17 protein-coding genes are annotated in these 20,267 nt (G+C 55.4%); 12 read left to right on the forward strand and 5 right to left on the reverse strand.

All coding sequences use genetic code 11. The features are described 5' to 3' along the window. The first annotated feature begins 43 nt into the window (after nt 1-43). The 9 genes from ndk to PGR09_RS12900 all read left to right on the forward strand — a co-directional run bounded on the left by ndk (nt 44) and on the right by PGR09_RS12900 (nt 9,545). Nucleotides 44-475: a nucleoside-diphosphate kinase gene (gene ndk / locus PGR09_RS12860; RefSeq protein WP_004866348.1), complete on the forward strand. Its 432-nt coding sequence runs from the start codon at nt 44-46 to the stop codon at nt 473-475. Between the two features lie 349 nt (nt 476-824). After that, the gene (locus tag PGR09_RS12865; RefSeq protein WP_015370322.1) at nt 825-1,991 is read left to right on the forward strand and encodes a bifunctional tRNA (adenosine(37)-C2)-methyltransferase TrmG/ribosomal RNA large subunit methyltransferase RlmN; all 1,167 of its coding nucleotides are present in this window, start codon (nt 825-827) and stop codon (nt 1,989-1,991) included. 274 nt (nt 1,992-2,265) lie between these two features. Next, nucleotides 2,266-3,264: a cytoskeleton protein RodZ gene (gene rodZ / locus PGR09_RS12870; RefSeq protein WP_348876955.1), complete on the forward strand. Its 999-nt coding sequence runs from the start codon at nt 2,266-2,268 to the stop codon at nt 3,262-3,264. Between the two features lie 26 nt (nt 3,265-3,290). Further along, the gene (gene ispG, locus PGR09_RS12875; RefSeq protein ID WP_015370324.1) at nt 3,291-4,412 is read left to right on the forward strand and encodes a flavodoxin-dependent (E)-4-hydroxy-3-methylbut-2-enyl-diphosphate synthase; all 1,122 of its coding nucleotides are present in this window, start codon (nt 3,291-3,293) and stop codon (nt 4,410-4,412) included. Between the two features lie 89 nt (nt 4,413-4,501). Further along, complete coding sequence (gene hisS / locus PGR09_RS12880; RefSeq protein WP_015703166.1) at nt 4,502-5,776, forward strand: histidine--tRNA ligase; 1,275 nt, start codon at nt 4,502-4,504, stop codon at nt 5,774-5,776. 34 nt (nt 5,777-5,810) lie between these two features. Next, a complete protein-coding gene (locus PGR09_RS12885) occupies nt 5,811-6,431 on the forward strand; it encodes a YfgM family protein (protein ID WP_045392715.1) in 621 nt (206 codons plus the stop codon). A 10-nt stretch (nt 6,432-6,441) separates the two neighbouring features. Continuing rightward, nucleotides 6,442-7,620, forward strand: a complete 1,179-nt coding sequence (bamB, locus tag PGR09_RS12890) for an outer membrane protein assembly factor BamB (RefSeq protein WP_045392712.1) — start codon at nt 6,442-6,444, stop codon at nt 7,618-7,620. 113 nt (nt 7,621-7,733) lie between these two features. Continuing rightward, nucleotides 7,734-9,212 carry a ribosome biogenesis GTPase Der gene (gene der, locus PGR09_RS12895; protein ID WP_015370328.1) on the forward strand — a complete coding sequence of 493 codons (1,479 nt, stop codon included), beginning with the start codon at nt 7,734-7,736 and terminating at the stop codon, nt 9,210-9,212. Between the two features lie 117 nt (nt 9,213-9,329). Continuing rightward, complete coding sequence (locus PGR09_RS12900) at nt 9,330-9,545, forward strand: zinc ribbon domain-containing protein (protein WP_047043436.1); 216 nt, start codon at nt 9,330-9,332, stop codon at nt 9,543-9,545. Here PGR09_RS12900 and PGR09_RS12905 read toward each other — a convergent pair. From PGR09_RS12905 to xseA, 3 genes are all read right to left on the reverse strand, one after another. Then, nucleotides 9,542-9,880 carry a protealysin inhibitor emfourin gene (locus PGR09_RS12905; protein ID WP_047043438.1) on the reverse strand — a complete coding sequence of 113 codons (339 nt, stop codon included), beginning with the start codon at nt 9,878-9,880 and terminating at the stop codon, nt 9,542-9,544. The two genes, PGR09_RS12900 and PGR09_RS12905, sit on opposite strands and share 4 nt — an antisense overlap. Then, nucleotides 9,877-10,905: a M4 family metallopeptidase gene (locus PGR09_RS12910; protein ID WP_430916213.1), complete on the reverse strand. Its 1,029-nt coding sequence runs from the start codon at nt 10,903-10,905 to the stop codon at nt 9,877-9,879. The genes PGR09_RS12905 and PGR09_RS12910 overlap by 4 nt, the downstream gene beginning before the upstream one ends. A 79-nt stretch (nt 10,906-10,984) precedes the next feature. Then, on the reverse strand, nt 10,985-12,358 hold the full coding sequence (xseA, locus tag PGR09_RS12915; RefSeq protein WP_430916214.1) for an exodeoxyribonuclease VII large subunit: 1,374 nt from the start codon (nt 12,356-12,358) through the stop codon (nt 10,985-10,987). Nucleotides 12,359-12,516: 158 nt separating this feature from the next. Between xseA and guaB the strand changes: the two genes are divergently transcribed. Both guaB and guaA read left to right on the forward strand, forming a co-directional pair. Then, entirely contained in the window at nt 12,517-13,983 is a 1,467-nt protein-coding gene (guaB, locus tag PGR09_RS12920) for an IMP dehydrogenase (RefSeq protein ID WP_015370334.1), read from the forward strand. A gap of 69 nt (nt 13,984-14,052) precedes the next feature. Then, nucleotides 14,053-15,630: a glutamine-hydrolyzing GMP synthase gene (gene guaA / locus PGR09_RS12925; RefSeq protein WP_015703162.1), complete on the forward strand. Its 1,578-nt coding sequence runs from the start codon at nt 14,053-14,055 to the stop codon at nt 15,628-15,630. 268 nt (nt 15,631-15,898) lie between these two features. On the opposite strand, the gene PGR09_RS12930 is transcribed toward guaA, so the two are convergent. Beyond that, nucleotides 15,899-16,090 carry a YfgG family protein gene (locus PGR09_RS12930; RefSeq protein WP_045392697.1) on the reverse strand — a complete coding sequence of 64 codons (192 nt, stop codon included), beginning with the start codon at nt 16,088-16,090 and terminating at the stop codon, nt 15,899-15,901. Nucleotides 16,091-16,460: 370 nt separating this feature from the next. On the opposite strand from PGR09_RS12930, the gene PGR09_RS12935 reads away from it, so the two are divergent. Next, entirely contained in the window at nt 16,461-18,692 is a 2,232-nt protein-coding gene (locus PGR09_RS12935) for an EAL domain-containing protein (protein ID WP_045392694.1), read from the forward strand. Nucleotides 18,693-18,740: 48 nt separating this feature from the next. On the opposite strand, the gene ppx is transcribed toward PGR09_RS12935, so the two are convergent. Then, the gene (gene ppx / locus PGR09_RS12940; RefSeq protein ID WP_045392691.1) at nt 18,741-20,267 is read right to left on the reverse strand and encodes an exopolyphosphatase; all 1,527 of its coding nucleotides are present in this window, start codon (nt 20,265-20,267) and stop codon (nt 18,741-18,743) included.

The raw sequence follows: 20,267 nt of genomic DNA on the forward strand, positions 1-20,267 counted from the left end.
ACGATCGTATGTGCAACAACAGAACATTTAATTAGAGGTAATCATGGCTATTGAACGTACTTTTTCCATCATCAAACCAAACGCGGTGGCAAAAAACGTTATTGGCAGCATCTTTTCTCGCTTTGAAGCTGCAGGGTTCAAAATCGTCGGCACCAAAATGCTGCATCTGACCGTTGAGCAGGCTCGCGGCTTCTATGCTGAGCACGAAGGCCGTCCGTTCTTCGACGGTCTGGTTGAGTTCATGACCTCCGGCCCGATCGTGGTTTCCGTACTGGAAGGCGAAAACGCGGTTCAGCGTCACCGTGACCTGCTGGGCGCGACCAACCCGGACAACGCCCTGGCCGGTACCCTGCGCGCTGACTACGCTGACAGCTTCACCGAGAACGGCACCCACGGTTCCGACTCTGTAGAGTCTGCTGCTCGCGAAATCGCGTTCTTCTTTGCTGAAGGCGAGGTTTGCCCGCGTACTCGCTAATCTCCTGCGTCTTTCACGCCACAGCTTTGTTGGCTTCATTCGCGCACCCCGGTCACATAGTTATCTATGCTCCCGGGGATTTGCGAACTCGCCGCCTCGCTGTGACCTGAAATACTTTGGAGATACGACCCTCGTCTTTTCGACCGTCGCGGCGTGGCCTGACAATCGAAAAGCCTTAGAGGATTGAGCAGTCAGTTACAGATTTTTTTATCATTGCTTTGTGCAAACGTGGCAATGATGCGCCAGAATTTGTAGAATATAGCGCCCCCGGACGAGCAGTCGCTCTCCGGGGCGTTTCTTTTTCAACCCACCTGGGGCCATAACGTGTAATAACGAGGCCGGAAAAATTATGTCTGAACAAATTGTCACACCTGATACCGCCGCTCTGACGGTGCCGAATAAAGATGCCAAAATCAACCTGCTGGATTTAAACCGTCAGCAGATGCGCGAGTTTTTCAAAAACATGGGCGAGAAGCCTTTCCGCGCCGATCAGGTGATGAAATGGATGTATCACTACTGCTGCGATGACTTTGATGAAATGACCGACATCAACAAAGTCCTGCGCGGCAAACTGAAGGAAGTCGCCGAGATCCGCGCGCCGGAAGTCGTTGAAGAGCAGCGCTCCAGCGACGGCACCATTAAGTGGGCGATTGCCGTTGGCGATCAGCGCGTTGAAACGGTCTACATCCCGGAAGAAGACCGCGCCACGCTGTGCGTCTCTTCACAGGTTGGCTGTGCGCTGGAATGTAAATTCTGCTCCACCGCTCAGCAAGGCTTCAACCGTAACCTGCGCGTTTCCGAAATTATCGGCCAGGTCTGGCGCGCGGCGAAAATCGTCGGCGCGGTGAAGACTACCGGCGTACGTCCAATTACCAACGTGGTAATGATGGGAATGGGCGAGCCGCTGCTGAACCTCAACAACGTCGTTCCGGCGATGGAAATCATGCTGGATGATTTCGGTTTTGGTCTCTCCAAACGCCGCGTGACCTTGTCCACTTCCGGCGTGGTGCCGGCGCTGGATAAACTCGGTGATATGATCGACGTTGCGCTGGCGATTTCTCTGCACGCGCCGAACGACACCATCCGCGACGAAATTGTACCGATTAACAAAAAGTACAATATTGAGACCTTCCTGAACTCGGTGCGCGGCTATATTTCGAAGTCCAATGCCAACCAGGGCCGCGTGACTATCGAGTACGTCATGCTGGATCACGTCAACGACGGTACCGAGCACGCCCACGAACTGGCGGCGCTGCTGAAAGATACGCCGTGCAAGATCAACCTGATCCCATGGAACCCGTTCCCGGGCGCGCCGTATGGCCGTAGTTCTAACAGCCGTATCGATCGTTTCTCCAAAGTGCTGATGGAATATGGTTTCACCACCATCGTGCGTAAAACCCGCGGCGACGATATCGATGCTGCCTGTGGCCAGCTGGCGGGCGACGTAATCGACCGTACCAAACGTACGCTGCGTAAGCGTATGCAGGGCGAAGCGATCGACGTGAAAGCCGTCTGATAAGTTATGCAGCGCACAGCTTTCGCTGCGCGCTGCATAAATATGTCGAATTGCCAGGCGAAATACGCTGATTCGGTTAATAATTACGGTGCGTTTTTGTCGACTTTGAGGCAGTATGTAGCGGTACAACAACCGCTTAGCATTCAATATTGATAAGTCTCTGTGATAGTCGCCCGGACAGCCTTATACTGTCGGTTGACGTTGAGCAGTGTCTCGCGGCGCAGGCTCTTTCCCGCGCTGAACTTTAAATTTCACGTACCAGTAGTTGTAGCGAATGAATACTGAAGCCACTCAAGACCATCAAGAAGCAAACTCTACGGGCGCGCGCCTGCGTAATGCCCGCGAACAACTCGGACTCAGCCAGCAAGCGGTGGCTGAACGCTTATGCCTGAAGGTTTCCACGGTTCGTGATATTGAAGAAGATAAGGCGCCAGCCGATCTCGCTTCGACCTTCCTGCGCGGCTATATCCGTTCCTACGCTCGCCTCGTACATATCCCGGAAGAAGAACTGCTGCCGATGATGGCGAAGCAAGCGCCAATTCGCGCCGCCAAAGTGGCGCCGATGCAGAGCTTCTCGCTGGGTAAACGTCGTAAAAAACGCGACGGTTGGCTGATGAGCTTTACCTGGCTGATTTTGTTTGTGGTTATCGGCCTGAGCGGCGCATGGTGGTGGCAAGACCACAAAGCGCAGCAGGAAGAGATCACCAGCATGGCCGATCAATCCTCCAGCGATCTGAACAGTAGCGATAGCGGCAGCCAGTCAATTCCGCTGGACACCGGTTCGGCGAATAACGCGCCGGATACGACGGCAGCCAATACCAATAGCGCGCCGGTCGATAACTCGACTGCGCCAGCCGCGAGCGCGCCAGCGGCTACCTCCGCGCCGGCGGATAACAACGCCGTGGTCGCCCCTTCGCAGGCGAACGTCGATACCGCCGCCACCGCGCCGGCTGCGCCAGCCCCGACCTCCGCATTGCCTACCGATCAGGCCAATGCCGCAGCGGCGGCTTCCGCTCAGGATCTGGTAATGAACTTTAGCGCCGATTGCTGGCTGGAAGTGAGCGATGCGACCGGTAAAAAACTGTTCAGCGGCCTGCAGCGTAAAGGCGGGAACCTGAACCTGAGCGGTCAGGCGCCGTATAAGCTGAAAATCGGCGCCCCGGCTGCGGTACAAATCCAGTATCTGGGCAAACCAGTCGATTTGAGTCGTTTTATCAGAACTAACCAGGTTGCGCGTCTGACCCTTAATGCCGAACAATCACCGGCGCAGTAACAGACGGGTAACGCGGGAGATTTTTCATGCATAACCAGGCTCCGATTCAACGTAGAAAGTCCAAACGCATTTACGTTGGTAATGTGCCGATTGGCGATGGGGCTCCCATCGCCGTACAGTCGATGACCAATACTCGCACCACCGATGTGGCCGCGACGGTAAATCAAATTAAAGCGCTGGAGCGCGTGGGCGCGGACATCGTCCGCGTTTCCGTCCCGACGATGGACGCAGCGGAAGCTTTCAAGCTCATCAAACAGCAGGTCAACGTCCCGCTGGTCGCCGATATCCACTTTGACTACCGTATCGCGCTGAAAGTCGCGGAATATGGCGTTGATTGCCTGCGCATCAACCCAGGCAACATCGGTAACGAAGAGCGTATCCGCATGGTCGTGGACTGCGCGCGCGACAAAAACATTCCTATCCGCATCGGCGTCAACGCCGGTTCGCTGGAAAAAGATCTGCAGGAAAAATACGGCGAGCCGACGCCGCAGGCGCTGTTAGAGTCCGCCATGCGTCACGTCGATCATCTCGATCGTTTGAACTTCGATCAGTTCAAAGTTAGCGTAAAAGCTTCTGATGTCTTCCTCGCCGTTGAATCCTATCGCCTGTTGGCGAAGCAGATCGATCAGCCGCTGCATCTCGGGATCACCGAAGCCGGCGGCGCGCGTAGCGGCGCGGTAAAATCCGCGATCGGTTTAGGTTTGCTGCTGTCTGAAGGGATCGGCGATACCCTGCGCGTGTCGCTGGCAGCCGATCCGGTGGAAGAGATTAAAGTCGGCTTCGATATCCTGAAGTCGCTGCGCATCCGTTCCCGCGGTATTAACTTTATCGCTTGCCCAACCTGCTCGCGTCAGGAGTTTGACGTCATCGGTACGGTGAACGCGCTGGAGCAGCGTCTGGAAGATATCATCACTCCGATGGATGTTTCGATCATCGGCTGTGTGGTTAACGGCCCAGGCGAAGCGCTGGTTTCTACCCTCGGCGTCACCGGCGGCAACAAGAAAAGCGGCCTGTATGAAGACGGCGTGCGCAAAGACCGACTGGACAATAATGACATGATCGACCAGCTGGAAGCGCGTATCCGCGCGAAAGCCACCATGCTGGATGAAGCGCGTCGTATTGAAGTTCAGCAGGTTGAAGCAAAATAACGTGTTGGGAAGCAATACGCTTCCCGTGTATGATTGAACCTGCGGGCGCAAGGCGCCGGGGTTCATTTTTATATATAAAGAGAATAAACGTGGCAAAGAACATTCAAGCCATCCGTGGCATGAACGATTATCTGCCGGGCGAAACCGCTCTCTGGCAGCGCATTGAAGGCTCACTGAAGCAGGTGCTTGGTAGCTACGGTTACAGCGAAATTCGTTTGCCGATTGTAGAGCAGACCCCGTTATTCAAACGCGCGATCGGCGAAGTGACCGACGTGGTTGAAAAAGAGATGTATACCTTCGAAGACCGCAATGGCGATAGCCTGACGCTGCGTCCGGAAGGAACGGCGGGCTGCGTACGTGCCGGCATCGAACATGGTCTGCTGTACAATCAAGAACAGCGTCTGTGGTACGTGGGGCCGATGTTCCGCCACGAACGTCCGCAGAAAGGACGCTACCGTCAGTTCCATCAGATTGGCGCGGAAGTCTTTGGCCTGCAGGGGCCGGACATCGACGCCGAGCTTATCATGTTGACCGCGCGCTGGTGGCGCGAGCTGGGCATTTCCGATCACGTCAGCCTTGAGCTGAACTCCATCGGTTCGCTGGAGGCGCGTGCCGCCTATCGCGACGCGCTGGTTGCCTATCTGGAACAATTTAAAGATAAGCTTGATGAAGACTGCAAACGCCGCATGTATACCAACCCGCTGCGCGTGCTGGACTCTAAAAATCCGGAAGTACAGGCGCTGCTGAACGATGCGCCGGCGCTGGGCGATTATCTGGACGACGAGTCCAAAGAACACTTCGCCGGTCTGTGCGCGCTGCTCGACGCGGCCGGAATTCGCTATACCGTCAACCAGCGTCTGGTGCGCGGGCTTGACTATTACAATCGCACCGTATTTGAGTGGGTCACCACCAGCCTCGGTTCGCAGGGCACCGTCTGCGCCGGCGGCCGTTACGACGGTCTGGTTGAGCAGCTTGGCGGTCGCGCGACGCCGGGCGTTGGCTTTGCGATGGGCCTGGAACGTCTTGTTTTGCTGGTTCAGGCAGTCAATCCGGAATTTAAAGCCGATCCTGTTGTCGATATATACCTGGTAGCCTCCGGTACCGATACTCAGTCCGCAGCAATGCGTCTGGCTGAGCAGGTTCGCGATGCGCTGCCCGGCGTTAAGCTGATGACTAACCACGGCGGCGGTAACTTTAAGAAGCAGTTCGCTCGCGCTGACAAGTGGGGCGCGCGCGTTGCGCTGGTGGTCGGTGAGTCAGAAATTGCTGACGGAAACGTGGTAGTGAAGGATTTACGCTCAGGTGAGCAAACTACCGTAACGCAGGATAGCGTTGCCGCGCATTTGCGCACACTTCTGGGTTAATTTCCCGGAAACCATTAGTCAGGAGAAGGACTGCGTGGAAACTTTCAACAACGAAAACGAGCAGGTCGACGCCCTCAAGCGTTTCTTTGCCGAGAACGGTAAAGCGCTGGCCGTCGGGGTGATTTTAGGGATCGGCGCGCTGGTTGGCTGGCGCTACTGGACTTCCCATCAGCTGGATTCGGCCCGGGATTCCTCTCTGGCCTACGAAAATGCCATTTCCGCGCTGAAATCGGGTACGCCTGAAACGCTGACCGCGGCGGAGAAATTCGCCGCCGACAGTAAAAACACCTATGGCGCGTTCGCATCGCTGGAGCTCGCGCAGCGTCTGGTCGACAAAAACGATCTGCAGGGCGCGGAGAAGCAGCTGCAACAAGGGCTGACTGCCGCCTCCGATGATAACCTGAAATCGGTTATCAATATGCGTCTGGCCCGCGTACAGCTGCAGCTCAAGCAGCCGGATGCGGCGCTGAAAACCCTGGAAGGCATTAAAGGCGAAGGCTGGACCGCTATCGTCGCCGATTTGCGTGGTGAAATTCTGCTGAGCAAAGGCGACAAGCAGGGCGCCCGCGCGGCCTGGGAAGCAGGCGTGAAAAGCGATGCATCGCCAGCGCTCAGCGAAATGATGCGTATGAAAATAAATAATTTGTCCATCTGAGAGGGACTCGATGCAATTGCGTAAATTACTTTTGCCAGGGCTGCTTTCCGTCACCTTACTGAGCGGTTGCTCGCTGTTTAACAGCGAAGAAGACGTGGTGAAAATGTCACCGCTGCCGACGGTGGAAAACCAGTTTACGCCGTCCACGTCCTGGAGCACTTCAGTTGGCGATGGTATCGGTGATTTCTATTCCAACCTGCACCCGGCGTTTGCTGACGGCGTTGTGTATGCGGCTGACCGTAAAGGCACCGTGAAAGCGCTGCACGCTGAAGACGGAAAAGAAGTCTGGTCGGTGAACCTGGCGGAAAAAGACGGCTGGTTCTCGCGCGCCCCGGCGCTGCTCTCCGGCGGGCTGACCGTTTCCGGCGGCCACGTTTATGTTGGTACTGAAAAGGCGCAGCTATTCGCGCTGAATACCAGCGACGGTACCGTTGCGTGGCAGAGCCGTGTTGCGGGTGAAGCGATTTCTCGTCCGGTCGTTAGCGATGGCATGGTACTGGTGCATACCAGTAACGGTCAGCTGCAGGCGCTGAACGAAACCGACGGCGCGGTAAAATGGACCGTGAACCTGGACATGCCGGCGCTCTCCCTGCGCGGTGAATCCGCTCCGGCCACCGCTTATGGCGCGGCAATTGTCGGCGGCGATAACGGCCGCGTCAGCGCCGTGCTGATGCAGCAGGGGCAGATGATTTGGCAGCAGCGTATTTCTACGGCTACCGGCCCGACTGAGATCGACCGTCTGAACGACGTTGACACCACGCCGGTTATCGTTAATGGCGTTGTTTATACGTTGGCTTATAATGGCAACCTGACCGCGCTGGATCTGCGCAGCGGCCAGATTATCTGGAAACGCGAACTGGGTTCAGTGAACGATTTCATCGTAGACGGCAATCGTATCTATCTGGTCGATCAGAATGACCGCCTGCTGGCGCTGACCACCGATGGCGGCGTAACGCTGTGGACCCAGAGCGATCTGCTGCACCGTCTGTTGACCGCTCCGGCGCTGTATAACGGCAGCCTGGTGGTAGGCGACAGCGAAGGCTACATGCACTGGATCAATCCGGAAGACGGCCACTTTGTGGCGCAGCAGAAAGTCGATAGTTCCGGCTTCCTGACCGACCCGGTTATCGCCGACGGTCGCCTGCTTATCCAGGCCAAAGACGGTACGCTGTATTCAATCACGCGTTAACTCGCGCGGTAGTATCGCTTTAATAAACGGCTCCTGACAGACAGGGGCCGTTTTGACTTTTTAAAAAACCTCGTAAAATGAGGTTGTATTGCAATTTGTATGAGGCATTTAACATGATACCTGTGGTCGCGCTTGTCGGGCGCCCTAACGTTGGAAAATCCACGCTCTTCAACCGCTTAACGCGCACTCGTGACGCGTTGGTCGCGGATTTCCCGGGGCTGACTCGCGACCGTAAGTACGGTCGTGCTGAAGTGGAAGGCCGAGAATTCATCTGTATCGATACCGGCGGTATCGACGGTACGGAAGAAGGCGTGGAAACCCGGATGGCGGAACAGTCGCTGCTGGCGATTGAAGAGGCCGACGTGGTGCTGTTTATGGTTGATGCGCGCGCGGGCCTGATGCCGGCGGATTCCGCAATCGCCAAACATCTGCGTTCTCGCGAAAAACCGACCTTCCTGGTGGCGAACAAAACCGACGGCATCGACGTCGATCAGGCGATGGCCGACTTCTGGTCGCTGGGGCTGGGCGATATTTATCCGATCGCCGCTTCGCACGGTCGCGGCGTTACCAGCCTGCTGGAACATGTGCTGCTGCCGTGGGTGGATGAGGTTAATCCGCAGGAAGAAGTGGATGAAGACGCCGCCTACTGGGCGCAGTTTGAAGCCGAGCAAAACGGCGAAGAAGTTGAAGAACCGGAAGACGACTTCAACCCGCAAGATCTCCCGATTAAGCTGGCGATCGTCGGTCGTCCAAATGTCGGTAAGTCAACGCTGACTAACCGTATTCTCGGCGAAGATCGCGTGGTGGTTTACGATATGCCGGGCACAACCCGCGACAGCATCTACATTCCGATGCAGCGCGATGAACGCGAATATGTGCTTATCGATACCGCTGGTGTGCGTAAGCGCGGCAAAATTACCGACGTCGTGGAGAAATTCTCGGTCATCAAGACGCTGCAGGCGATTGAAGACGCCAACGTGGTGATGCTGGTCATTGATGCCCGTGAAGGCATCTCCGATCAGGACCTGTCGCTGCTGGGCTTTATCCTTAACAGCGGTCGTTCCCTGGTTATCGTGGTCAACAAATGGGATGGCCTGAGCCAGGAAGTGAGAGAGCAGGTGAAAGAAACCCTCGACTTCCGTCTGGGCTTCATCGACTTCGCCCGCGTGCACTTTATCTCCGCTCTGCACGGCAGCGGCGTCGGCAACCTGTTCGAATCGGTGCGTGAAGCATACGACAGCGCCACCCGTCGCGTGGGTACCGCCATGCTGACGCGTATTATGACCATGGCGGCAGAAGACCATCAGCCGCCGCTGGTACGCGGTCGCCGCGTGAAGCTGAAGTATGCGCACGCTGGCGGTTATAACCCGCCGATCGTGGTGATTCACGGCAACCAGGTGAAAGACCTGCCGGATTCCTACAAGCGTTACCTGATGAACTACTTCCGTAAATCGCTGGATGTCATGGGTACGCCGATTCGCATTCAGTTCAAGGAAGGGGAAAACCCGTTTGCCAATAAACGCAATACCCTGACGCCGAACCAGATGCGTAAGCGTAAGCGCTTGATTAAACATATCAAGAAAAGCAAATAATGCAGAAACCCGCCGCTGGCGGGTTTTTTTATCTACCCTATTCAACGCTTCGCCGGGTCAGCAACGCTGACGTATGACGTGATAAACTCATGCTATTCATTATGAGAAGGAGACACCATGGAACTCAATTGCCCCATTTGTCATGCCCGGTTGGAAGCACAAGGCAACAGCGCGCATTGCGCGCACTGTGAGAAAGATTTTGCTTTAGAGGCGCGCTGCCCGGACTGCCATCAGCCGCTGGAAGTGTTGAAGGCGTGCGGTGCGGTGGATTATTTCTGCCAGCACGGCCACGGACTGATTTCGAAAAAACGCGTCGAATTTGTGCTCGGTTAATCGCTAACGCAGCCTTCACCATTTCGCCAGAGTTCAACCAGCGCCTCCGGTGCGCGCTCTTCCGGGATGAGAATGATCAGGCTGTGATAGTGCTGGGCGCTGATTATTTGGATACGAAAGAAACGCTGGTCGCCGCTACCCGGGGAATCCGGCTGCCCCGGTGGCTTGCCGAGCGGCAACGACTGCTGCAGTATTGCGGCGATGCGCTGTTTTTGTTGCTCGTTAAGTTGCGCTACGACAATCTTACGCATGCCGCTAAGCGTCGGGAACCAGGCGACACCGCCTTCACGCGCCAGTTCAATAATCGCGTCATCGCTAAGATCGGCCTCGTTCATGATGTGACTCCAACGCCCTCCCAGGCCTGGCGAATCGTATCGGCGACCGCTTTACCAAAACGTTTTTCGCCATGTTGAATCGTCAGTCTGGCAAAGGCTGAAAAATCGGCGTCTTTGGCCAGTGACTTATCACAAACCGCGTCGTACCAGGCGTATCCCGCTTTTTCCCATGCAAAACCACCCAGCGCGCTGGCGGCGAGAAAGAAAGCATGATTAGGAATGCCGGAGTTAATATGCACGCCGCCGTTATCCTGCTGGGTATGCACAAAATCTTTCATATGGGCGGGTTGCGGGTCTTTGCCAAGAATGGGGTCATCATAGGCGGTTCCCGGATGCGACATCGATCGCAGTCCTTGGCCGTGAATCCCTTTCGCGAGGAGCCCCTCGCCAATTATCCAGTCTGCTTTATCTGCCGTTTGCTGGCGTTGATATTGCTTGACCAGCGAGCCAAAAACATCGGAAAGCGATTCATTGAGCGCGCCGGATTGTTCGAAATAGATAAGCCCGGCTTCGCTCTCCGTAACGCCATGGCTTAACTCGTGCGCCACCACATCAATCGCAATTGTAAAACGATTAAAGATCTCGCCATCGCCATCGCCAAACACCATTTGCTGCCCGTTCCAGAAGGCGTTTTGATATTCGTGACCATAGTGGACGCTGCCGGTCAGCTTCAATCCGCGGTTGTCCAGCGAATCGCGATGATAGCTCTTCCAGAAAAACTCATGGGTGATGCCGAGATAGTCGTAGGCTTCATCGACGGCGACATCGCCGTTGGAAGGTTGTCCTTCAAAGCGCACCTGGAATCCTGGAAGTTCCTGAGTCTGCCTGGCATCGTAAATGTCGCGCTCAAGCTGGCCTGGCGTGGCGACATGGGCGGCGGCGGGGCGGCCCGGCACGTGCGCCATCAGGGTTTGTACATGGCTCAGCGTTTGCTGCGCGCAGCGCTGCTGCTGAACGGAACCATGGTCGACAATACGGCGTAAAATGTAGGGTGGAATCACGAAACGAGGACAAGTATCTGGCATATCACGCTCCCTGGCCGGATGAACGGTGTTAAAAGGGCATGACAGCAGTATAGTTATCCCCGCTTGAAACGGGGGATAATCAGACTTTTTTGCGGGCGCGCGTTTTCTTCACCAGGGTAATGGTTGTCACTTCGCTTTCGATCCAACCATCTTCCAGCCGGGTAGTGACAACATCGCCAGCCTGCACCTGTTTGATTTTTTTCAATACCTTGCCGTCACCGGCTGAGGTGACGCTATAGCCACGAGCCAGCGTCGCCAGCGGGCTGACGGCTTCCAGATGCGTCACGGTATTGCCGAAACGCTCGCGCTGCTCGCTCAGTCGGGCGCGAATATTTTCCGCCAGACGATACTCCAGTTGCTGAATACGCGACTGCGCGCGATGGATGCGCGGCTGCGGGTTTTGCTGATTCAACCGCTGCGCGGCGCGCTGCTGGCGCTGGTCGGCACGTTTGAGCTGGCTTTCCAGCGCAAAGCGCATCCGCTGACGCAGGCGTTCCAGTTCGGTCTGCTGACGCGCTAAACGCAGCTGCGGATGCTGCTGCTGTAAGCGGTGAAACAACTGCGTAAAGCGGCGCTGGCGGTTGGCGAGGAAGTAATCCATCGCCATCTCCAGGCGCTGCTGGCCGGACTGTAGCTGACGCAGAAGCTCCTGCTGATTGCGGCTGACGATCTCTGCCGCCGCAGAGGGCGTCGGCGCCCGCAGGTCGGCGACGAAATCGGCGATGGTGACGTCGGTTTCATGGCCGACGGCGCTCACTACCGGAATGCGGCTGGCGAAGATCGCCCGCGCGACCCGTTCGTCGTTAAAGCTCCATAAATCTTCCAGCGAACCGCCGCCGCGCCCGACGATCAGCACGTCGCATTCCTGGCGCTGGTTGGCTACTGCTATCGCGCGCACGATTTGCCCCGGCGCATCATCGCCTTGCACCGCCGTGGGATAGATGATCACCGGCAGCGAGGGATCGCGGCGTTTCAACACATGTAAAATATCATGCAGCGCGGCGCCGGTTTTGGAGGTGATAACGCCGACGCAGTGCGCGGGTGAGGGGAGCGCCTGCTTGTGACTTTGATCGAATAACCCTTCCGCCGTCAGGAGCGCTTTGAGCTGCTCATATTTCTGCTGCAGCAGGCCTTCACCGGCGGGTTGCATGCTTTCGACGATGATCTGGTAGTCGCCGCGCGGCTCGTAAAGCGTAATGTTGGCGCGAACCAGCACCTGCTGGCCATGCTGCGGGCGAAACGTGACGCGGCGGTTGCTGTTGCGAAACATCGCGCAGCGCACCTGGGCGTTATCGTCTTTTAAGGTGAAGTACCAGTGGCCGGAAGAGGGCTGGCTGAAGTTAGAGATCTCGCCGCTTATCCAGACCTGGCCCATTTCGCGTTCCAGCAGTAAGCGAACCGTCTGATTCAGGCGGCTGACCGTAAATATTGCAGGGGATTGAGATGGCAACATGTGAGCAAGATCAAATTCTAAATCAGCAGGTTATTCAGTCGATAGTAACGCGCTGAGAGGGGATCGCAAGTATTATTTGCAAAAAAGGGTGGATGCAATCGGTTACGCTCTGTATAATGCCACGGCAATATTTATCCACCCTGGTCGAGATATTGCCCATGCTACGTATCGCTAAAGAAGCCCTGACGTTTGACGACGTCCTCCTTGTTCCCGCTCATTCTACCGTTCTGCCGAATACCGCCGATCTCAGCACGCAGCTGACGAAAACGATTCGTCTGAATATTCCTATGCTCTCCGCGGCGATGGATACCGTAACTGAAGCGCGCCTGGCAATTGCCCTGGCCCAGGAAGGCGGCATCGGCTTTATTCATAAAAACATGTCAATCGAGCGCCAGGCTGAAGAAGTCCGCCGCGTGAAGAAACATGAATCCGGCGTGGTAAGCGATCCACAGACCGTTCTGCCGACTACCACCCTGCGCGAAGTGAAAGAACTGACCGAACGTAACGGTTTCGCCGGTTATCCGGTAGTGACCGAAGACAACGAACTGGTCGGTATTATCACCGGCCGCGACGTGCGTTTTGTTACCGACCTGAATCAGCCGGTCAGCGTTTATATGACGCCGAAAGAGCGCCTGGTCACCGTGCGTGAAGGCGAAAGCCGTGAAGTAGTCTTCGCGAAAATGCACGAAAAACGCGTAGAAAAAGCGCTGGTAGTGGATGATAGCTTCCATCTGCGCGGCATGATCACCGTAAAAGATTTCCAGAAAGCGGAACGTAAACCGAATGCGTGTAAAGACGAGCACGGTCGTCTGCGCGTTGGCGCCGCCGTTGGTGCTGGCGCCGGTAACGAAGAGCGCGTTGACGCGCTGGTCGCCGCAGGCGTTGACGTTCTGCTGATCGACTCCTCTCACGGTCACTCCGAAGGCGTTCTGCAGCGTATTCGCGAAACGCGCGCTAAATATCCTGACCTGCAAATCATCGGCGGCAACGTGGCGACCGGCGCGGGCGCTCGTGCCCTGGCGGAAGCGGGCGTCAGCGCGGTGAAAGTGGGTATTGGCCCTGGCTCCATCTGTACTACCCGTATCGTTACCGGCGTAGGCGTTCCGCAGATCACCGCTGTTTCTGACGCGGTTGAAGCGCTGGAAGGCACCGGTATTCCGGTTATCGCCGATGGCGGTATCCGCTTCTCCGGCGATATCGCAAAAGCGATTGCCGCAGGCGCCGCCGCGGTGATGGTAGGCTCCATGCTGGCCGGTACCGAAGAATCCCCGGGTGAAATCGAGCTCTATCAGGGCCGTTCTTATAAATCCTACCGCGGTATGGGTTCCCTGGGCGCGATGTCCAAAGGTTCCTCTGACCGTTACTTCCAGAGCGATAACGCCGCTGACAAACTGGTACCGGAAGGTATCGAAGGCCGCGTTGCCTATAAAGGCCGCCTGAAAGAGATCATTCACCAGCAGATGGGCGGCCTGCGCTCCTGTATGGGTCTGACCGGTTGTGGTACTATTGACGCACTGCGTACCAAAGCAGAGTTCGTGCGCATCAGCGGCGCGGGCATCCAGGAGAGCCACGTTCACGACGTGACGATCACCAAGGAATCCCCGAACTACCGCATGGGCTCCTGATTTTCATCGCCCGGCTACGCGCCGGGCGATTTTTATTCAATCATCGCTACTTCTCTGGAATTAACGTCAATGACGGATAACATTCATAAACATCGCATTCTTATCCTGGACTTCGGTTCTCAGTACACCCAGCTGGTTGCGCGTCGCGTACGTGAGTTAGGGGTCTATTGCGAACTCTGGGCTTGGGACGTGACCGAAGCTCAAATCCGTGAGTTCAACCCGAACGGCATCATTCTTTCCGGCGGCCCGGAAAGCACTACCGAAGACAACAGCCCGCGCGCGCCGCAGTACGTCTTCGAGGCCGGCGTACCGGTATTCGGCGTATGCTACGGCATGCAGACCATGGCCATGCAGCTGGGCGGCCACGTTGAAGCTTCCAACGAGCGCGAGTTCGGTTACGCGCAGGTGGAAGTGCAGACCGACAGCGCGCTGATCAAGGGCATCGAAGATGCGCTGAGCGCTGACGGTAAGCCGCTGCTGGACGTGTGGATGAGCCATGGTGATAAAGTCACCGCTATCCCTTCCGACTTTGTGACCGTTGCCAGCACTGAGAGCTGCCCGTTCGCCATCATGGCGAATGAAGAAAAACGCTTCTACGGCGTACAGTTCCACCCGGAAGTCACCCACACCCGTCAGGGGCTGCGTATGCTGGAGCGCTTCGTGCGCGACATCTGCCAGTGCGAAGCGCTGTGGACGCCGGCGAAGATCATCGACGACGCGGTTGAGCGTATTCGTCAGCAGGTGGGTGAAGATAAAGTCATCCTCGGCCTGTCCGGCGGCGTTGACTCTTCCGTTACCGCGATGCTGCTGCACCGCGCCATCGGTAAAAATCTGACCTGCGTATTCGTGGATAACGGCCTGCTGCGCCTGAACGAAGCCGAGCAGGTTATGGATATGTTCGGCGACCGTTTCGGCCTGAACATCGTACACGTTGCGGCGGAAGATCGCTTCCTGACCGCGCTGAAGGGCGAAAACGATCCGGAAGCGAAGCGTAAAATCATTGGCCGCGTCTTCGTTGAAGTGTTTGACGAAGAAGCGCTGAAGCTGGAAGACGTGAAATGGCTGGCGCAGGGCACTATCTACCCTGACGTGATCGAATCCGCTGCTTCCGCGACCGGTAAAGCGCACGTCATCAAGTCTCACCACAACGTTGGCGGCCTGCCGAAAGAAATGAAGATGGGCCTCGTTGAGCCGCTGAAAGAGCTGTTCAAAGACGAAGTGCGTAAGATTGGTCTGGAGCTGGGCCTGCCGTACGACATGCTGTTCCGCCACCCGTTCCCGGGGCCGGGCCTCGGCGTTCGCGTACTTGGCGAAGTGAAGAAAGAGTACTGCGACCTGCTGCGTCGCGCGGACGCTATCTTCATTGAAGAACTGCGCAAAGCCGACCTGTATGACAAAGTAAGCCAGGCATTCACCGTGTTCCTGCCGGTTCGCTCCGTCGGCGTGATGGGCGATGGTCGTAAGTACGACTGGGTCGTCTCCCTGCGTGCGGTAGAAACCATCGACTTTATGACCGCGCACTGGGCGCACCTGCCGTATGATTTCCTCGGCCGCGTCTCCAACCGCATCATCAACGAAGTTAACGGTATTTCCCGTGTGGTGTACGACATCAGTGGCAAGCCGCCAGCGACTATTGAGTGGGAATAATTCCTGCTGATAGTTGAACGAAACCCTCTGTTTACAGAGGGTTTTTTTATGTCCGTAATGATGTTTGATGTCGGTTGGGCATATGGTCTGGATTAAAAACGATGCCTGACGATTAGCGAACACGCCATGAAGTCGAGTCAATCAGCAACGTTAAAAGAACGCCGCGACGGGTGAATGTCAATTTTTGCTGCAGTTGCTTACCCTGTCACAGAAAGATAAAGCGGAAGGGCGCGGGTTCTCGAAAGAGCCGTTACATTGGCCGTAGGCGTTATTCCTGGGCTGGAGTGGTTGGCGTCGCGGGAGCATCAATGGTGATGGTCGATTGCTGCGACTCTTGCTTGCCCTGATGATGGTACCAGGCGCCGATAGAAGAGTAGACAAAGCGTCCAAAGAAGAAGAGAAAACTGATAAGTAGTACGATACGGGTCATGCGACGGTTAAATCGATGTCGTTTACGCATACTGGGTGCCTGACTCACAAAAGGTTCCTTGAAGTATACCCGAAGACGGGCAATGGGGCTATTAAGTCATAGTATAGCGGTGGGGTCAATTGTCGGCGGTGTAAAAATCGTAGAGCTAAAACATTACTTAATGTTATATAAGATGAACATCGTATTTACACGGATTTTGGTTGTTGCACAAGGTCGCAAAAAAATAAGTTTTATTAATATTAGCTAAATAGTTTATTGATTTGCGTCAATTGCTTGATTCTGTTGCTCACTAAAATCGACCATCTGTTCCGCATCGTTATTACTTTCGCGGTTAGCCTGGTCGGGTTGGATGCCTGTCTGAATATACTCCGCAGGAGTTGGGGTAATCTGTCGAGCATCTATGAGTATTATTAAACTATACAAACGATATCAGGATAAATGGTGGGCACTACCGCTCGTCTTACCTACGTTGTTGTTGCCATTAGCGCGCGCTGCAAATACATTCGCGAATCTTAACGGTCATACCGTCTTCCTGTATTACCTTCCGCTGGCGCTAGTATTAAGCCTGATGCTATTTTTTGGCTGGGCGGCATTGCCTGGCATTGTTATCGGCCTGCTGCTGACCATTACGCGCGGCATGACCTTTGAGCAGGCCATCGGCGTGTTATTTCATTTTTTGATCCCCGCGGTGCTGTGCTGGGGCGGATATCGTATTTTCGTTCCGCGCCGCCAGCAGATTTCCCACGGCAATGTTGCCCTGATGCCGCATCGATTGTTCTGGCAAATGCTGCTGCCTTCGGTGATTTTTCTCATTATCTCGCAACTTGCGGAGTATCTGGGTCTGCATCCGCGCGCGGCGGAGCTGGTTGGGACGACGCCATTTAGTTTACGATCGTTAATCACTTTTCAGGCGCTGATGGTCGGTTGTCTGACCGGCGTGCCGCTGTGCTATTTTTTGCTGCGCGTTATTCGTAATCCTTTGCATTTACGCGGCTTTATATCCCAGGTGCGTTTACAAATCGACCAAAAAATAAAACCGCTGGAAATTATTGTCTGGGCAATAGCATTGTTAATAATACTGGCTTTATTATTCATGCCGTTAAATGTCAACAGCACGATATTTAGCACAAATTATACATTGTCATTACTTATGCCGGTCATGTTATGGGGAGCGATGCGCTTTGGTTATCGTTTTATTTCCCTGGTGTGGCCGCCGATATTAATTCTGGTCATCCATTTTCATTACAGCTACTTGCCATTTTCCCCCATCTACAATAACCAGCTGGCGATTACCTCCTCCAGCTACCTGGTTTTCTCTTTTATTATCGCTTATATGGCAATGCTGGCGACGCAGCAGCGGATGATCCACCGTCGGGTTCGAAGAATGGCCTTTCTCGACCCGGTCGTTCATATGCCAAATTTGCGCGCCCTGAGCCGGGCGTTAAACCACTCGACCTGGTCGGTACTGTGCTTTTTACGCATGCCAGAGTTGGAGCTGCTCGGGCGGCACTACGGCGTGATGCTGCGAATTCAGTATAAGCAGCAGCTGTCGGAGTATTTGAGTCACCTACTGCAGCCAAACGAAATGGTCTGTCATCTTTCGGGCCATGACCTTGTGGTACGCCTGAATAGCGACGATCATCAAAAACGCATTGTGATGCTGGATGAGCGGATTAAGCAGTTCCGTTTCATTTGGGATGGTATTCCGCTGCAGCCGCCCGTCGGGATCAGCTATTGCAACGTGCGCTCTCCGGTCAAGCATCTGTATTTACTGCTCGGTGAACTGAATAATATTGCCGACATGTCGTTAACCAGCGGACAGCCGGAAAACGTGCAGCGCCGCGGCGCCGTTCATGTTCAACAGGGGCTAAAAGAACGCGTGTCCATGATGAACCAGATCCTGCAGGCGCTGGAGCAGAATCGCTTTCGGCTGATGGCGCAGCCAATTGTCGGCATGCGCGGCGATAGCTATCATGAAGTCCTGTTACGCATGGTTGGCGAGCAGGGCGAGCTGGTTGCGCCGGATAATTTTTTGTCCGCGGCGCACGAATTTGGCCTGGCTTCGCGCATCGACAGCTGGGTTATCGACAATACGCTGGCTTTTATGAACGATAATCGCCATACGTTGCCAGGCATGCGTCTGGCCATCAATCTGTCGCCAGTCTCGGTCAGTCGCAGCCGTTTCCCGGATGAAGTCGAGGAAATGCTGCATCATTATAATATCGAGCCGTGGCAGCTTATTTTTGAACTGACGGAAAACCACTCGCTCAGTAATCCGGAGCAGGCGCAACAAACGCTCGCGCGGTTGCAGGAATTGGGATGCCGGGTGGCGATTGATGATTTTGGCACCGGCTATGCCAGCTATGCGCGGCTGAAAACGCTTAACGTCGACATGCTGAAAATTGACGGTAGCTTTATCCGTAATCTGGTCACCAGTAGCCTGGATTATCAGGTCGTAGCGTCGATTTGCCGGTTAGCGCAAATCAAAAACATGCAGGTAGTGGCGGAATATGTGGAATCGCCGGAGATCCGCCAGGCGGTGATTTCACTGGGGATTGATTATATGCAGGGCTATGACATTGGTATGCCGGTTCCGATAGAACAGCTGGCCTGCGCGGCTGACGTCGCATAAAAAACGGCCGGGCGTATGACCCGGCCGTTTTAGTGAAAGAATCCAGCTTTACGCTTCTTCTTCAGTAATTTTCAGCAGCCATTCCGGCACGCCTTCCCAGTATTCTTGCTCTTTCTCCAGATCCAGTAGCACTAACGCGTTCTGGCTAAACCAGTCGTGGGGGAAAATTAATGTCCAGTGATTGGCTTCCGTCTTCAATGTCAGTTTTGGCGGCGTAGTCGTCGCCTGACGCTGATTGTTCAGCAATACGCCCAGACGCAGCAGTTGGATCAGCGGCAAGAATTGTTTTTTCTTAAACAAGGTAAAACGCGGCAGATCATCAAGCTTGATAGCTTTGCGGTGATAGCGCACCAGCGTAGCCATCAGCATCTGCTGCTCCTGATTAAAGCCCGGTAGATCGCTATTTTGCAGGATATAGGCGGAGTGGCGATGCATGCCGCTGTGGTTAATGTTCAGCCCCACTTCATGTAGCATTACCGCCCACTTCAGCAGGGCGGACAGATGCGGATTCGCCAGTTTCGGGTTTTGTTCCTGCCACTGCTCGAGCATCTGAGTGGTGGTCTCCAGTACCCGGCGCGCCTGCTCGCGATCGATATTGTACTGGTTTGCGAGGCTCTGGGCCGTACGGCTGCGAATATCCTGATGACGGAAGCGACCTTCCATCTCGTACAGCACGCCTTCGCGCAGCGCGCCGTCGGACAGGCGCAGCTCTTTGATCGCCAGCGCGTCGAATACCCCGCACAAAATGGCCAGACCGGGTGCAAATACCGCTTTACGGTCTTCCGACAATCCCGGCAGGCTTAATGAATCGAAGTTTTTATTCTTCAGCAGTTCACTGACCAGCATTTCAAGGCGTTCTGGGGTAATGAATCCGTCCTTTTCACCCATCGCGACCAGCACTTCGTGCGCTGCTTTGATGGTGCCAGAGGCGCCCAGCGCCACGTTCCACCCCTGAATACGGAATTGCCAGGCCAGGGTTTCCAGTTTCTGCACCGCCGCCAGGCGCGCGCGCTGGAAGTTTTCTTTATTGATAACGCCGCCGGCGAAATAGGCCTGCGAGAAGCTTACGCAGCCCATACGTCGGCTTTCCACCAGGCGGGGCTCGAAATCTTCGCCGATAACGAGCTCAGTCGAACCGCCGCCGATGTCGATAACCAGCTTACGTCCGCGTTCCGGTTGCGTGTGTTCAACGCCCATAAAAATCAGACGCGCTTCTTCGTTACCGGAGATTATCTCGATGGGATAAGGAATGACTTTTTCCGCTCGTTTGAGAAAATCCGCCGCGTTAGCCGCCTGGCGCAGGGTATGCGTCCCGACGATACAAACGCTGGAAGGGGAGAACCCCTGCAGACGTTCAGCAAACAACGACAGGCAGTTCAGTCCGCGAGTAATCGCTTCTTCGCTCAACACCGAGTTTTCATCCAGGCCATCGGCCAGGTGGACGCGCTGCTTCAGGCGACCGATGATCTGCATTGCCCCGTCGACGACACGGGCGATCACCATATGAAAACTGTTCGAACCAAGGTCGACCGCAGCGAACTCCTGCGGCCGAGGTGTTTTTTCGTTTATTGGCAT

The sequence above is a fragment of the Klebsiella sp. 141251 genome (genome assembly GCF_050600725.1).
In the GTDB taxonomy this organism is placed as follows: Bacteria; Pseudomonadota; Gammaproteobacteria; order Enterobacterales; family Enterobacteriaceae; genus Klebsiella; species Klebsiella aerogenes.